General features: G+C 68.4%; 14 protein-coding genes. 5 read left to right on the top strand and 9 right to left on the bottom strand.

Annotated elements, in window-relative coordinates; translation table 11 throughout:
* Positions 1 to 39: 39 nt before the first annotated feature.
* The 4 genes from AB4Y92_RS05040 to AB4Y92_RS05055 are packed head-to-tail and all read right to left on the bottom strand — an operon-like array spanning position 40 to position 6285.
* On the bottom strand, positions 40 to 2805 hold the full coding sequence (locus tag AB4Y92_RS05040) for a bpX6 domain-containing protein (protein WP_441818643.1): 2766 nt from the start codon (positions 2803 to 2805) through the stop codon (positions 40 to 42).
* Positions 2795 to 4723, bottom strand: a complete 1929-nt coding sequence (locus AB4Y92_RS05045) for a hypothetical protein (RefSeq protein ID WP_441818644.1) — start codon at positions 4721 to 4723, stop codon at positions 2795 to 2797. Before AB4Y92_RS05045 ends, AB4Y92_RS05040 begins: the two co-directional genes overlap by 11 nt.
* A 3-nt stretch (positions 4724 to 4726) precedes the next feature.
* Positions 4727 to 5146, bottom strand: coding sequence for a bpX5 domain-containing protein (locus tag AB4Y92_RS05050; protein ID WP_441818645.1), 420 nt, complete (start codon positions 5144 to 5146; stop codon positions 4727 to 4729).
* The gene (locus tag AB4Y92_RS05055) at positions 5143 to 6285 is read right to left on the bottom strand and encodes an AAA family ATPase (RefSeq protein WP_441818646.1); all 1143 of its coding nucleotides are present in this window, start codon (positions 6283 to 6285) and stop codon (positions 5143 to 5145) included. Before AB4Y92_RS05055 ends, AB4Y92_RS05050 begins: the two co-directional genes overlap by 4 nt.
* A 228-nt stretch (positions 6286 to 6513) precedes the next feature.
* Here AB4Y92_RS05055 and AB4Y92_RS05060 point away from each other — a divergent pair, with 228 nt between their 5' ends.
* Genes AB4Y92_RS05060 through AB4Y92_RS05070 form a run of 3 tightly spaced genes read left to right on the top strand, consistent with a single transcriptional unit; the run spans position 6514 to position 9274 of the window.
* The gene (locus tag AB4Y92_RS05060) at positions 6514 to 7869 is read left to right on the top strand and encodes an AAA family ATPase (protein WP_441818647.1); all 1356 of its coding nucleotides are present in this window, start codon (positions 6514 to 6516) and stop codon (positions 7867 to 7869) included.
* Positions 7869 to 8345, top strand: coding sequence for a hypothetical protein (locus tag AB4Y92_RS05065; protein WP_441818648.1), 477 nt, complete (start codon positions 7869 to 7871; stop codon positions 8343 to 8345). The genes AB4Y92_RS05060 and AB4Y92_RS05065 overlap by 1 nt, the downstream gene beginning before the upstream one ends.
* Positions 8342 to 9274 (top strand): tetratricopeptide repeat protein, encoded by a 933-nt coding sequence (locus AB4Y92_RS05070; RefSeq protein WP_441818649.1) that lies wholly within the window; start codon positions 8342 to 8344, stop codon positions 9272 to 9274. Before AB4Y92_RS05065 ends, AB4Y92_RS05070 begins: the two co-directional genes overlap by 4 nt.
* A 15-nt stretch (positions 9275 to 9289) precedes the next feature.
* Here AB4Y92_RS05070 and AB4Y92_RS05075 read toward each other — a convergent pair whose 3' ends face one another.
* The 3 genes from AB4Y92_RS05075 to AB4Y92_RS05085 all read right to left on the bottom strand — a co-directional run bounded on the left by AB4Y92_RS05075 (position 9290) and on the right by AB4Y92_RS05085 (position 10846).
* Positions 9290 to 9625, bottom strand: a complete 336-nt coding sequence (locus AB4Y92_RS05075; RefSeq protein ID WP_441818650.1) for a hypothetical protein — start codon at positions 9623 to 9625, stop codon at positions 9290 to 9292.
* Positions 9626 to 9692: 67 nt separating this feature from the next.
* Positions 9693 to 10415 (bottom strand): rhomboid family intramembrane serine protease, encoded by a 723-nt coding sequence (locus tag AB4Y92_RS05080; protein WP_441818651.1) that lies wholly within the window; start codon positions 10413 to 10415, stop codon positions 9693 to 9695.
* Positions 10416 to 10507: 92 nt separating this feature from the next.
* Positions 10508 to 10846, bottom strand: a complete 339-nt coding sequence (locus AB4Y92_RS05085) for an MGMT family protein (protein ID WP_441818652.1) — start codon at positions 10844 to 10846, stop codon at positions 10508 to 10510.
* Positions 10847 to 10886: 40 nt separating this feature from the next.
* Between AB4Y92_RS05085 and AB4Y92_RS05090 the strand changes: the two genes are divergently transcribed.
* Together AB4Y92_RS05090 and AB4Y92_RS05095 are read left to right on the top strand one after the other, a co-directional pair.
* Entirely contained in the window at positions 10887 to 11294 is a 408-nt protein-coding gene (locus AB4Y92_RS05090; protein ID WP_057943630.1) for a hypothetical protein, read from the top strand.
* A 67-nt stretch (positions 11295 to 11361) separates the two neighbouring features.
* Positions 11362 to 11412, top strand: a complete 51-nt coding sequence (locus AB4Y92_RS05095) for a DUF6053 domain-containing protein (RefSeq protein ID WP_441818819.1) — start codon at positions 11362 to 11364, stop codon at positions 11410 to 11412.
* 101 nt (positions 11413 to 11513) lie between these two features.
* Here the strand turns inward: AB4Y92_RS05095 and AB4Y92_RS05100 are convergent, their stop codons facing one another.
* Together AB4Y92_RS05100 and AB4Y92_RS05105 are read right to left on the bottom strand one after the other, a co-directional pair.
* The gene (locus AB4Y92_RS05100; RefSeq protein ID WP_441818653.1) at positions 11514 to 12641 is read right to left on the bottom strand and encodes an anion permease; all 1128 of its coding nucleotides are present in this window, start codon (positions 12639 to 12641) and stop codon (positions 11514 to 11516) included.
* A gap of 10 nt (positions 12642 to 12651) precedes the next feature.
* Entirely contained in the window at positions 12652 to 13278 is a 627-nt protein-coding gene (locus AB4Y92_RS05105; RefSeq protein WP_441818654.1) for a DUF47 domain-containing protein, read from the bottom strand.
* Positions 13279 to 13310: the final 32 nt, after the last annotated feature.

Consider the following 13310-nt stretch of genomic DNA (forward strand, 5'->3'; position numbering starts at 1 on the left):
CCCGGCGAATGCCGGGCTTTTTCGTTGTGGCCAGTACGGCTACAGCAAGGTCAGCGAACGCAGCTTCGAAGTCTGCGTATCGATCTCCATCACCCGCCCTTCGCGATCGAACAACACCAGCCGGTCGGGTTGCTCGCGCACCTGCACCTGGGTCTGCGGCCAATCGATTTCGGCCACGCAGCGCGCGCGCATCTCGGCGCCGCGGCGCACCAGGTACAAGCGCATGTGGTACACGCCGTAGACCATCACCAGGAACCCGTTCGCGAGCGGAATCACGCCGCATTCGGGATCGCCCGTGCTCGGCTCCGGCGCGGCCAGATCGATGCTGCAATCGTGCGGGCCCACCGTGCAGCCGAAATGCACGCCTCCGTTTTCGTTCGCGCCCAGCCGCAGCTTGGCGGTGATCATCTGCGGATCGAGCAGCGCCGACTGGCCGTCGTCGAGCGCCACCGGTTCGCGCGACACCAGCGAACGCCGCGGCACGGTGCGGTAATGCCAGACCACGATCTGCGCGCGTCCCGGCACCAGGAACAATTCGTCGTGTTGCAGGAACCGCGCCTGCGCGACCGGGCCGCCGAGATCACCGACGCTCCACAGCACGTCCAGCGACGGCCGCGTCGCGTCGATCACCGCGATGCGCTCGCCAGTCACCACCGACCAGGCGATGCCGTCGAAGCAATCGGCGAAGAACTGCAGCGGCATCGCGCCCAAATCGATGATTTCGTGACTGACCAGATCGAGCCGTGCAATGCGCCACACCGAATCGCGCTTGGCCAAGGCCAGCGCGATCTGACCGCTGTCGCCGATCACCAGACGGAACGCCGGCACCGCGTAACGGCGCAGGCAGCGCCCATTGCGATCGAACACCGCCGCGCCGGCTTCGCCCAGCGCGACCAGATAACGGCCTTCGCCGAGCGCGACCACGTCGCTGGGCGCGCGCAGGCCGATCTCGTCGGGCATGCGTTCGGACACCGGTTCGGTCGCCATCCACAGCCGCCGCACCGGAGCCACCGCGGGCATCTTCCACGCCGGCAGATCGGCGCGCAGCCACGGGTCGTCGGACAGGTCGCGGATGCGGTTGAGCTCGCGCACGTCCAGCTCGTTCGCGCCGAACCCGCGATCGGCGGCCAGCGCCGGCAGCACGTGGGTGGCGAGCAGGCTCAGCGCCGGATTGCGCGACTGGCAATCGGCCAGCGCGCGCCCGAGCGCGGCGCGCGGCGCCGCCGGCGAAGACGGATCGGCGTAGGCGGCGATGCGTTCGGCGTAGTGCTGCAGCGTATCGGGCAACAAGGTGGCGCGCTGCACCAGCGCGCGCGCCGACAGCAGCGAGCCAGCCGATTCGGCCGCGAGCAGCCAGCGCGCGGCCTGTTCGCGCGACTCCACGTCCGGCCAGACCGCATCCACCGCCGCCAGCCATTGGCCTTGCTCGACCAGCGCCTGCCCCCACTGCCGGCGCAGGCTCAGCGCGTGTTCGGGGTGCGTGGATTCCAGCATCGCGATCGCCGCGGCGAAAGCGTTGTCGCGGCGCGCGACCAGCACCGCGCGCTCGCTGTCGCCGGCCAGCATCAGCAAACGGATGATGGTGTCGGCCGGCATGTCCCAGCCCAGCGCCAGTTCCGCGGCCTGGGCGAAACGTTCGTGGCGGATCAGGTAATCCAGCGCTTCCTGACGCGCGTTGAGCAGCTCGGCGAGCACGAACACCGCTTCGTCGATCTTGCCTTGCCGGTCCAGCGCCCCGAACGCGGCGCGGTAGCGCTTGCGCAACAGCTCGCGCGCGTAGTCGCCGAAATCGAAACTGGCGTGAGCGCTCTTGCCGCTGCTCAGGCTCAAGCGGTCGCGGCGCCCCGGCAATGAGAACGCCTGGCCGAGCGAATCGTGGCCGTCGCCGTCGATCGGCAAGGCGTGGCGCAGCGCTTCGGTCAGGTCGCCTTCGTCGAAGCGCTGCATCAGCCGGCGCAGATACAGACTGTGGCGCATGCCCATCAGCTTGGAGGCGTGACTGGCCATCGCCGCCTTGACCAGCCACTCGCGCCAGCGCTGCTGCTGCACGGCGCCGCCGCGCGCCGACACGCCGCCTTGCGAACCCCGCTGGCCGCCGCGTCCGCCCTGCCCCGCGCCGCCGCCGGCCAGCGACGGGAACCGGTTCAGCAGCCAACCGGCGATGCCGTCGCGGGTGCCGATGACTCTTTCGCGCAGGCTTGCCTTCGATGCGCCGCCGCGTCCGGCTTCGCGCTCGCTGGCCGAATGCAGGAACGATTCGCGCTCCGCGCTCGGCGGCGGAATGCGCTTGCCGAGCACCTCGCGCAGCGCCTTGCTCGCCAGCCGGTCCTGGCGCGGCGCGGGCAGGATGCGGCTGCAGTCGAAAGTGTCGTGCAGCGCGTAGTCGTCGATGTCGACAATCAGCGACGGATCCAGCGCCTGCGCCTGAGCGAAATTCAGCGAATGCAGGCGCCCGCCGATCACCAGATGCACATCGGCCGGCGCCAGCGCGGCCAGTTCCTGCGCCGTCAGCGGCCCGCCGTACAGGCCGTGCGCGCCGATCCTGCACAGCGGCGTACCGCCGGCCTGCTCGCACTGCATCGGCCGCGGCGCGTCGAAGTACAGCACGTCGCCCTCATCGAAGCGCCAGGCGCGGCAGCCCGGCGTCCAGGCGCGCAGGATGCGTTCGAGCCGCCGTTGCGGCGGCATCGGATCGGCTGCGAACCACAGGCCCGCGACCGTCTGCCAGCCGCGCCAGAGCGGATGACGCACGTCGCTGCGCGCGTCTGGCGGCATGTCGCCGCCGGTGGAAGTTTCAGCCGGCACGTTTTCCCCCTTCGTACACCAGCACCCGCGGGTCGCGCTCATGCACCACGATCAAGCGCCCGCTTTGATCGATCAACGCAATCAGGTCACTGCCAGCGGCCACGCTGACCTGAACGATCGGCACCGGCGACTCGTACATCGTCCGGCGATGCCGGGCGCCGACGCGCATCAGGCCTTTGCGGTCCGGGCGCAGCGCGATCAAATACTGCTCGCCCCGGTGCAACATACCCAGGCCGACGACTTTCCAGTCGGCCGGAAGCACCACTTCGTACCCGTTCAGGACCTGCGCATTCGACGTTGCGCCGGGATTGCTTGTGAACACCTTCCAGACGCTGGAGCGCTCGCCGCCACGTCCGCCGACTGCCTGCTCGACGCAGAAGCCGCCGACCCAACCTTTTCCCCACGATCGCGCATGGATGAATGCCGCGCCCACGGCCTCCCGCATCGGCGTGCGCTGCAGCGTGTGCTTGTTCGCGTCGCAATCGATCTGCTGCAGGTCGAGATAACCGTCGGCATGGCGCAGATAGGCGATGTGTTCCTGCCCGCTCTGGGCGACGGCCAGGGTATCGGTGGCGACGTGGTAGTGGTCCGGGCCGAGGAAGCTAGCGTTCCACAGCTTCGGCCCGTCTGGCCCGCTGCTTAATCCAAGACCCCTCGTCCACGACAGCAGTTGCCCGTTATTGAGCAGTACGAACAGGCGCGGGACTCGGTCGCGATTTCTTTTCAAGAAAACCGCGCGCAAAATTTTTACGTTCTTTGGCGACACGCCCGGCCCGACGGCGCCAGAGAATTGATTGCTCCATCGCCTCAGCAACTGCCAGAAATCCACCTGATCGTGCTTCACCGTCACGCCGACCAACGCTCGGCCGTTCAAGGCCATGGCCTGCCAGCTCTCGTCCCGTCGCCACCACCGGCTCATCCTCGGCGGCCTGGAGCGGTACTGATTGACACCCGGCATCACGTAGATATTCGCCGCGCTCCAATCCGCCAATACCGCCGCGACATGCGGCGTGCCGTAGGAAATCATCGGCGCGTGACTCAGCGACAGCTTGCCGCTGCCGCGATCGTGTTCCCGCACCTGCGCCTGGGCCTGCACTTTCGTGCGCAAGGTCAGGTCGAACTCGCCGCGAAGCAGCAACAAGGACGGGCCCGGTGCCGGCAACCGCAACCGCGTCTCGCGCCGCGCCTGTCGCGAGGCGATCGTCACCGACAGTTCCTCCGCGCCGGCGCGCAGCACATCCACTCGATGGCCCAGGCCGTAACCGGGCGTGTGCAGGCCGATCGACCAACGCTCGCCCGGGCTGGGATCGGCCTGATCCAGTGCGATGACCCACTCGCGCTCCAATCGTTCGCGCGGCGACAACGCGGCCGCGCCGGCCTGCGCGTCGCCCGCGGCGCAGTCCGGTTCGAAGGTGCGCGATGCGAACAAGCGCCGCAGTTGCTCCGACGAATCGGCCGTGTGCAACTCGCCGGGCTTGTGCGCCACGCCCCAGGCGAAACGCGCCTTGGCCGCCTGCGCGCGCTGCGCCAGCAGAATCCACATCGCCGCGTGCACCAGACGCATCGCGCCCAGTTGCGAAGGGCCGCAGTCGAACACCGCCACGGTCAGCGCATCGACTTCGCGCGCGACCAGTTTCGGATTGAGAAACAGATGCTCGCCGCCGGCGGCGCGGCGGTCGAATTCCTCCGGCGCCGCGTCGGCCAGCGCCCATTCGCTGAGCAGCAGGCGATCGTAATTGCCGCGCCGGCGCAGATCATCCACACCCTCCGGCTCGGCCCGGCCGTCGTGCGCGCGCAAGCGGAACGCGCCCAGCAGCGGATGCAGGCGCAGCAGCAGGCCGCCGACGATGACCGCCAACTCCGGGTCGAACCAATCCAGCCAAGCGCGCCAGGGCGTCAGGGTTTCCGGCAGCTGCATCGCTCAGTCCTGCCACATCGCGCGGATCTGCGCGATCAGCGCCGCACTGGCCGGCAGCGCGCGATGCAGGGGCACGATCTGCGCCGGTTCGCGCAGCAACAGCAGCGGCGCCTGCGGATGGCGGCGGGCGATCTGGCGCTGCAGCAGATCCAGCGGCAGGTCCGGGCATTGCGTGGTGACCAGCCACAACGACGGCGCCTGTTCGCACGGCGCGACATACGCCACGCCCTCGAACCACGGCAGATTCGCGGCCGCGCCGGTGACCACCGCGACATCGGCGTTGGCGGTCAGCATCAAAGTCTCGCGCACCTCATCGTCCAGTCGCTCCAGCGCGCGCAGCAGCGCGCGCGAAGCCTGCGGACCGATGCCGACCGCGCCCTGCGGCGGCGGCGGCGGGTCTTGCGGGCGCCAATCCCACTTCATGCCGAAGCCGACACCCGCTGGATCAGGCGCGTGCGTTGCGCGGCGAGTTCGGCCGGAATCGATTGCGGGTTGAAGTTGGCGTCGATCTCTCGCAACAGCGCTTCGGCGATCACGCCGGCGCCGGGCGCGGCGGCGTCGCTGTCCAGGCAACTGCGCGCCGCCTCGATCAGCCGCGCCACCCGCGACACCGGCTGCAGCACCGCGTGCTCGACCGCCGCGCGCAGGGTCGGATTGGCCGCCGCGCTCAGCGAGTCGCGCAGCACGTCCTGCGCGGCGGCCTGCGCCTCGCGGGTCGGCATGACGTAGAACAGCGGCCACAAGTCGGCTTCGTCCGCGACCTCGCGCCCGGCCAGCACCGTGGCCGCGGCGATCAGCCGCTGCACCTTGACGATGCGCCGGTCCGACAGACTTAGTCCTGCGCCGCGCAGTTTTCGGATGGCATCGGCCAGCAGGCTGCGCGCGCGCTCCATGCCGACCTGCGGTACGCGCTGGCTCAGCGCGTCGATATCGCCCAGTTCGGTGCGGTGGGTCAGGGTCGCGCGCTCGGCCTGCCAACCGCCGGCGAGCAAGGCTTCGAGTTGATGATCCGGCACCGGCTCGACGAACAGATGCAGCAAGAAGCGGTCGCCGAAGGCGGCCAGCGATTCGTCGTCGGGCAAGGCGTTGGAGGCGCCGACGCAGACCCGCAGCGGACAGGCGATCTGGGTGTGGCCACGGCGGAAGCGGCGCTCGTTCAGCACGCCGAGCAAAGTGTTCAGGATCGCGGTGGAACCCAGGAACACTTCGTCCAGGAACGCGACCTCGGCCTCGGGCAGCATGCCGGTGACGTCGGTTTCGACCACGCCCTCGCGCAGCCGGCGCAGATCGACCGGGCCGAACAACTCCGACGGCTCGGTGAAGCGGCCCAGCAGGTATTCGAAATAGCGCCCGCCCAGCGCGGCGGCGACCCGGCGCACCACCGCGCTCTTGGCGGTGCCGGGCGGGCCCAGGATCAGCAGGTGCTCCTGCGCGACCGCCGCCAGCACGATCAGCTCGGCCAGCTGCTCGCGCTCGACCAGGCCGGTGGTGGCCGCGTGCACCGCGTCGCGGACGCGGGCCGCGGCCTGTTGCGCGTCGGCGGGAAGATTCGGAAGACTCATGTCGGGCGGCCTGGATCCTTGGCGGCGCGCGAGCGGCGCAAGCGGCTGAAGGGACGGCACGCGTTCCCGAGGCCTCGTCCCCCCTGGAATACGGCCGCTGTGACGAACTGTAGGCGCGAGCCTTGCCGAACCGCAACTGATGTCGCGGTACGATTGTGAATCCCGACCGGTTTGTCACGGTCATTTCAGTACGCTGCCGCGACCTCACCGTCCGGCCAGGATGCCTTCATGCCCGACACCTCCCTGGACGATCTGTTGGCCGCGCTGGCGGCCAGCCCGCACAACCCCGCGCTGGGGATGTTGGTGGTCAACGCCTGCCTGGCCGAGGCCGACCCCGATGCGCTGAGCCGCGCGCTGGACCTGTCCGGCGAGGTGCTGCTCAGCGACGCCACCCAGCGCGACGCCGCGCTGCGCCTGCTGCTGCAGCACCGGCGCGACGAACTGGTGCTGCGGGTGGCGCCGGAAAATTCCGCGGCCGGCTTGTTCGCCCGCGCCCGCACGCTGCTGGCGCAAGGCGAGCGCGATCAGGCGCGCGGCCTGTACCAGCAGGCGGTCGCGCTCAATCCGGCGCTGGAAGATTCGGCGCTGGCGACCGAACTGGCCGGCAAGGTGATTTCCTTCGCCAACGCCAAGCGCATCCAGTCCGGCCAGCTGCAGGCCAGCCTCGCCAACGACGACACCGACGCCGACGACGTCTCGCGCCTGTTGCAGCCGCCGCAGGCGCGGATCGGTTTCGACGATGTCGGCGGGCTGGATGAGGTGAAGCACCAGATCCGCCGCCGCATCATCACCCCGTTCCTCAAGCCGTCCTTGTTCGAGCGCTTCAAGCGCCGCTCCGGCGGCGGCATCCTGCTGTACGGCCCGCCCGGCTGCGGCAAGACCCTGCTGGCGCGCGCCACCGCCGGCGAATGCGGCGCGCGCTTCTACAACGTGGCCATCACCGACGTGCTGGACATGTACATCGGCGAGTCCGAGCGCAAGCTGCACGCGATCTTCGAAACCGCGCGCCGCACCGCGCCGGCGGTGGTGTTCTTCGATGAGGTCGAGGCGATCGGCGGCAAGCGCCAGTATTCGCGCGAAGCCACTTCAGCGAAATTGGTCAGCCAGTTCCTCACCGAACTCGACGGCTTCGCCCAGAACAACCAGGGCGTGCTGATCCTCGGCGCGACCAACGTGCCGTGGGCGGTCGACGCCGCGTTCCGCCGTCCCGGCCGTTTCGACCGCGTGCTGTTCGTGCCGCCGCCGGACGATTCGGCGCGGCGTTCGATCCTGGACCTGCTGCTGCGCGAGCGCCCACTGGCCGACGGCATCGAGACCGCCGAACTGGCGCGGCTCACTTCCGGTTACTCCGGCGCGGACCTGCGCAATCTGGTCGAGACCGCGATCGACGAAGCGATCGAGGATTCGATCGAACAAGGCCGCGAATCGCCGCTGACCATGAACCACCTGCGCAGCGCACTCAAGGACACCCGTTCGACCACGCTGGAATGGCTGACCACCGCGCGCAACCACGCGCGCTACGCCAACCAGGGCGGCCAGTACGACGAAGTGCTGGAATTCCTCAAGCGCCACGGAGGCGGCTGATGGCGGCCAGCGCCTATCGCCTGCCCGATGAGCCTTTGCCGTCGGGATGGTCGCGCTACGCGGTCGATCCGCTGTGGCCGTTGCTGACCTTGATGCTGGCCGGCGGCGGCTTCGGCCTGCTGTGGTTCGCCTTCAACACCGCCGCGCTCGGCAGCCCGACGCGCTGGCGCGAATGGGGCTGCATCGCCGTCAGCGTGATCGGCGGGCCGCTGCTGGCGCTGGCGATCTACGCCGGCGAATACCACGACCTGCTGTCGCCGGCGCAGGTGCCTTACGCGATGCTGTCGATCCTGCTGCTCAAGCTCGGCGTGGCCTATGCGCTGTACCTGATGCAGCAGCGCTGTTTCGAAATCTGGGAGTACTACGGCGGGCAGGCGCGCAACGGCCTGCCGTTGATGATCCTGCTGGCGGTGGTCGGACGCGGCGCGCTCGACATGTCGCAATGGCCGCCGATGCTGAAGTTGGTGCTGCAATGAGCGCGCGCGGCGGCGACTACCTGTATCGCATGGCCGAGCGCTACTACGCGCACGGCCAGATCGACGAAGCCATCGACGCGCTGCTGCGCCTGCTCGGCGAAGACGCCGAACAGGCCGACGCGCACGCCTTCCTCGCCCTGTGCCTGGTCAAGCGCAAGCGCTTGCACGCGGCCAATCTGGAAGCCCAGCGCGCGCTGGAGCTGGAGCCCGAATCTTCGTTCGCGCACTTGGCCGCGGCGATCGCCGCGATCGCCAAGCGCAACCTGAAAACGGCCGAATCGCATCTGCAGGCGGCGCGCGCGCTCGATCCGGATTCGGCCCAGATCGCCGACTCTTTCGCGCGTCTGTATCTGGCCTGGGGCCGCGATGCGCAGGCGCTGGAACAGGCGCGGCTGGCCTGCGAACTCGATCCGGACGATCCCGACTACCCGGCCCTGCTCGCCTCGCTGGAACTGCGTCGCGGCGACCGCGCGCGCGCCGAAGCCTTGGCGCGCGAAGTGCTGCACGCCAATCCGGAACACGTCGAAGCCCTGTGCGTGCTAGGCCATTGCGAACTCGCCGCCGGCCGCACCGACAGCGCCCGCGATCACGCCGTGTGGGCCTTGCAGATCGACCCGACCGACAGCGACGCGCTGACCCTGATGGCCGCGGTCAAGGCGCGCCGCAGCTGGCTGCTGGGCCTGTGGTGGCGCTTCCAGAGCTTCGTCAGCGCCGGCTCGCGCACCCGCGCGGTCGTACTGCTACTAGGCATTTTCCTGATCTACCGCGTCGCCCTGATCGCCCTGCCGCAACAAGGCTATCCGCAGTGGACCGGCCCGATTTCCTACGCGTGGCTGGCGTTCTGCGCCTATACCTGGATCGCGCCGGGGTTGTTCTGGCGGTCGCTGAAGAAGGAACTGGAGCAGGTGAAGCTGCGGCCGGGGTTTTAGCCGGCCGGCTCGAACTCAGCGCATCGCCGGTTCGGCCTGGCCGGGCCGGCGCATCAGGCTGGCGCGAACGGTCGGATCGAACTGGATGTCGCGCACGGCGATGAGTTCATCCGCGGCCGCCTCGCCCGCGATCGAACCCGCATCGAAAGCGGCGCGCGCCGCGTCGGGCTCGTTGCCGACGAACTTCGCGCGGAAGTACGGCGAATAGTCGTCGGCGTCGGCGTCGTCGTCGAACCGCGATTCCAGCAGCCAGAAGCCGTGGTCCTGGCCGCCTGCCAACAGCCATCGCGGGATATCGTAGAAATCGGCGTAGCTGAGGATCGGCAACCACGTCGCGGAGGGTATCTGCATGGACCTCGCTCCTTCTCGGTTCACGGAACTACCGTGATGGAGGCCGGCGCGACCGAGTGCAAGGCCCTTACTTCACCACCCGCAACTTCGACGCCTTGCGCCGCTCGCGCAGCGCTTCCACGCGCGGGTCGCGGCGCGGGCCGCCGCCGGGGCCGCCGCTGCCGGGCGGATGCGCGCGCCAGTAACGGATCACGAACCAGCCGACGATCATGCCGCCCAGATGGGCGAAGTGGGCCACGCCGGTGCCGGTGGTGAACACGCCGTAGAACACCGAGGCCAGCGCGTAGATGATCACCAGCGTGCGCGCCTTGAGCACGATCGGGAACGGCAGCAAGGTCACGCGGCGGTTCGGGAACAGCATGCCGTAGCCCAGCAGCAGACCGTAGATCGCGCCGGACGCGCCCAGGGTGAGGTAGAGCTGGCCTTCGTAGATTGCGATCGAGGCGAACAGCAGCTGCAGCAGCGCCGAGCCGATCAGGCAGATGAAGTAATAGATCGCGTAGCGCCTGGCGCCCCATTCGTATTCCAGCGACGCGCCGAACATCACCAGCGCGAGCATGTTGAACACCAGGTGGCCGACGCCGCCGTGCATGAAGCCGGAGGTCAGCAACTGCCAGGGCATGAAGCCCGGGCCATCGACGCTGAACTGCGAAGGCACCCACGGCCACATTTCGAACCACAACGCCCAGCCGCGCGTGGACTCGCTCAGGCTCAACAGGGATTGCAGCAGAAATACAACGACATTGGCGATCAGCAGTTTCCTGGTGACCGACGGAATACTGGAAAACATCGCGGCTCCTCGAATCGGCCGCTATGGTAGCCGCGGCGAAGCCGCGATGACGTGAGTACGGCGTGCAGAACGCGCTCGCGCACGATCCCCGTTCAGTCCTGTGGCGGTCCCCAGATCTGCGCGTCCACGGTCGGCGCGGCGCGCTGGCCGCGCACGCGCCCCTTTTCGACCCGCACGCCCTCCGCGCGCAGGCGCTGGGACTGTTCGCGATAGCCCTTGGAGCCCTCCGGGAAGGCGATGCGCCCGTCCGAGCGCAGCACCCGGTGCCAGGGCAGCTTGGCGTCGTCGTTTTCGCTGAGCAGGCGCGCGACCAGACGGGCGCGTCCGGGCAGGCCGGCGCGGCGCGCGACCTCGCCGTAACCGGCGACCTCGCCCTTGGGAATGGCGCGGATCGCGGCGCGGATGAGTTTGGCGGCAGTTTCGCTGTCCATCGCGGTAGCATATGCGCTGCAATGCGCTGGAGTCGCCCCCATGCAATTCGAACAGATCCGCCATCAACTGACCCGGTCCGGGTTCCATCTCACCGTCCACGACGAGGGCGTGATCTGCATCGAGCTCTCGCTCGAACAGGGCACCCGCCATCAGGCCATCTTCCTGTCCGAACTCGAGGACGACGACGGCCGCCCGTTCCTGCGGGTCAGCACCGCGATCGCGCCGACCACCGGCCTGGACGCGCGCCGCGCGCTGGCGTTCAACTGGGAAAGCCACGTGGGCTATCTGGCCATCGGGGACCTCGACGGCGTGCCCTATCTGCAACTGTGCGAGAACCGCCCGCTGGAAACGCTGGACGCGGCCGAAGTGCAGCGGCTGGTGATGGAGATCGGCGGTGTGGGCGACCGGATGGAGCGCGTGTTGTCGGCAGACGGCGATTTGCTCTGATCGCGTTTTGCTGTCCGAAAGGCCCTCCGATTATCGGGGGGCTTTTTGTTTGTGGGAGGCGGCTTTTGTGGGAGGGCCTTCAGGCCCGATGCTTTTCTTTCAGATCGCCTCGATCTGAGCCGAAAGCATCGGGCCTGAAGGCCCTCCTACAAAAGACTTCGCGGCCGCGCAAAGAAAAGGCCCGCGATCAGCGGGCCTTTTCGTATCCCTTCGCCGGGCTCAGATCCAGCCCAGGAACCGCATCGTCTCGAACAAGATGTAAGCGATGCCGCCGGCCGCCGGGATGGTCAGAATCCACGCCCAGATCATCTTCTCGACCACGGTCCACTTGATCGAGTTGAAACGCTTGGCCGTGCCCACGCCCATGATCGCCGCAGAGATGTTGTGCGTGGTCGACACCGGAATGCCCAGCGACGAGGCCAGCATGATCACCGAGGCGGCACTGGTCTCGGCGGCGAAGCCGTGGATGGGATGCAGCTTCACCAACTTATGACCCAGGGTCTTGATGATGCGCCAGCCGCCCGCGGCGGTGCCGGCGGCCATGACCACGGCGCAGGTCAGCTTGATCCACAGGTCGATGTCGTTGTTGGCGATCGCGCCCGGTGAGGGATGCAGGAAGGCCAGCCACGACGGCAGGTTGTCCAGGGTGCCGGCGGTCTGCGCGCTCATCAGCGCCAGGGCGATGATGCCCATGGTCTTCTGCGCATCGTTCATGCCGTGGGCGAAGCCCATGCCGGCGGCGCTGACCAGCTGCGCCTTGCCGAAGAAGCCGTTGACCCAGCGCGGCCGCGCGGCGCGGCGCAGGAAACCGCCGCTGCGCGCCATGAACGAGATGATCGCGAACAGCACGCCCATCACCAGGAAGCCGGCGGTGAAGCCCAGCACGGGCGAGGTGAACATCGGCACGATCACCTTCCACAGCACGCCGGCGCTCTTCCAGATCGGCTCGGCCGGATGCGACCACACCACCGCGTGCCAGTTGTTGGAAGCCGCGGCCAGCGCCGCGCCGCACAGGCCGCCGATCAGCGCATGCGAGGACGAGGACGGCAGGCCCAGCCACCAGGTGATCAGGTTCCAGATGATGCCGCCGAGCAAGGCGCACAGGATCAGCTGCGAGCCGACCTCGACCACGCCGGCGTCGATCAGGCCCGAGGCGATGGTCTTGGCCACCGCCGTGCCCCACAGGGCGCCGACCAGGTTGGTCGATGCGGCCAGGATCACCGCCTGCATCGGCGAGAGCACTTTGGTCGCGACCACCGTGGCGATGGAGTTGGCGGTGTCGTGGAAGCCGTTGACGTATTCGAAGATCAGCGCGGCCAGCACTACCACGATGACGAGCGTAAGCATCGCGCGCGCCTCAGGAGTTTTTCAGGACGATCTGGTAGGCGACCACGCCGGCCTCGCGGCAGCGGTCGATCGCCTTTTCCAGGATCTCGAAGAACTCCTTGAGCAGGAACATCTGCAGGTTGTCGAGTTGGCCGGAGTAGATGTCGCGGTACAGCTCCAGCATGAGGCGGTCGGCCTCGTTCTCCAGCGCGCGCAGTTGATCGTTGAGCGCCTTCATCGGCTCCAGCTTGAGATGGCGCAGCTGGTGGACCATCTTCACCACCACGCCCGCGGCCTGTTCCAGCATCGCCGCGCGCGGCGCGAAGTCGATGTGTTCCAGGTGACGGGTGGCCAGCGAATAACGGTCGGCGAACTTCTCGACCTGCTTGGGGATCTTGTACAGCGCGGTGGACAGCGACTCGATGTCCTCGCGCTCGATCGGGGTGATGAAGCTGTCCACCAGTTCCTGGCTGATCTTGTCGGAGGCCTCGCGCTCGCGCTGGCGGGCCAGCTTGAAGGCGTCCAGGGCCGGCTGGCGGTCGGCCGCCTTGAGCATTTCGTGCAGGGCCTTGGTGCTGTCGTGAGCCGCCACCGCGGCCTCTTCGAGCAGGGTGTAGAACTGGTTGCCTTGGCCGAAAATCGTCTGCAGGGAGAACATGCTGGGGAGCCTCTGGGCCAGGGACGGTGTAG

The sequence above is a fragment of the Lysobacter sp. TAB13 genome (assembly GCF_052113885.1).
In the GTDB taxonomy this organism is placed as follows: Bacteria; Pseudomonadota; Gammaproteobacteria; order Xanthomonadales; family Xanthomonadaceae; genus Lysobacter; species Lysobacter gummosus.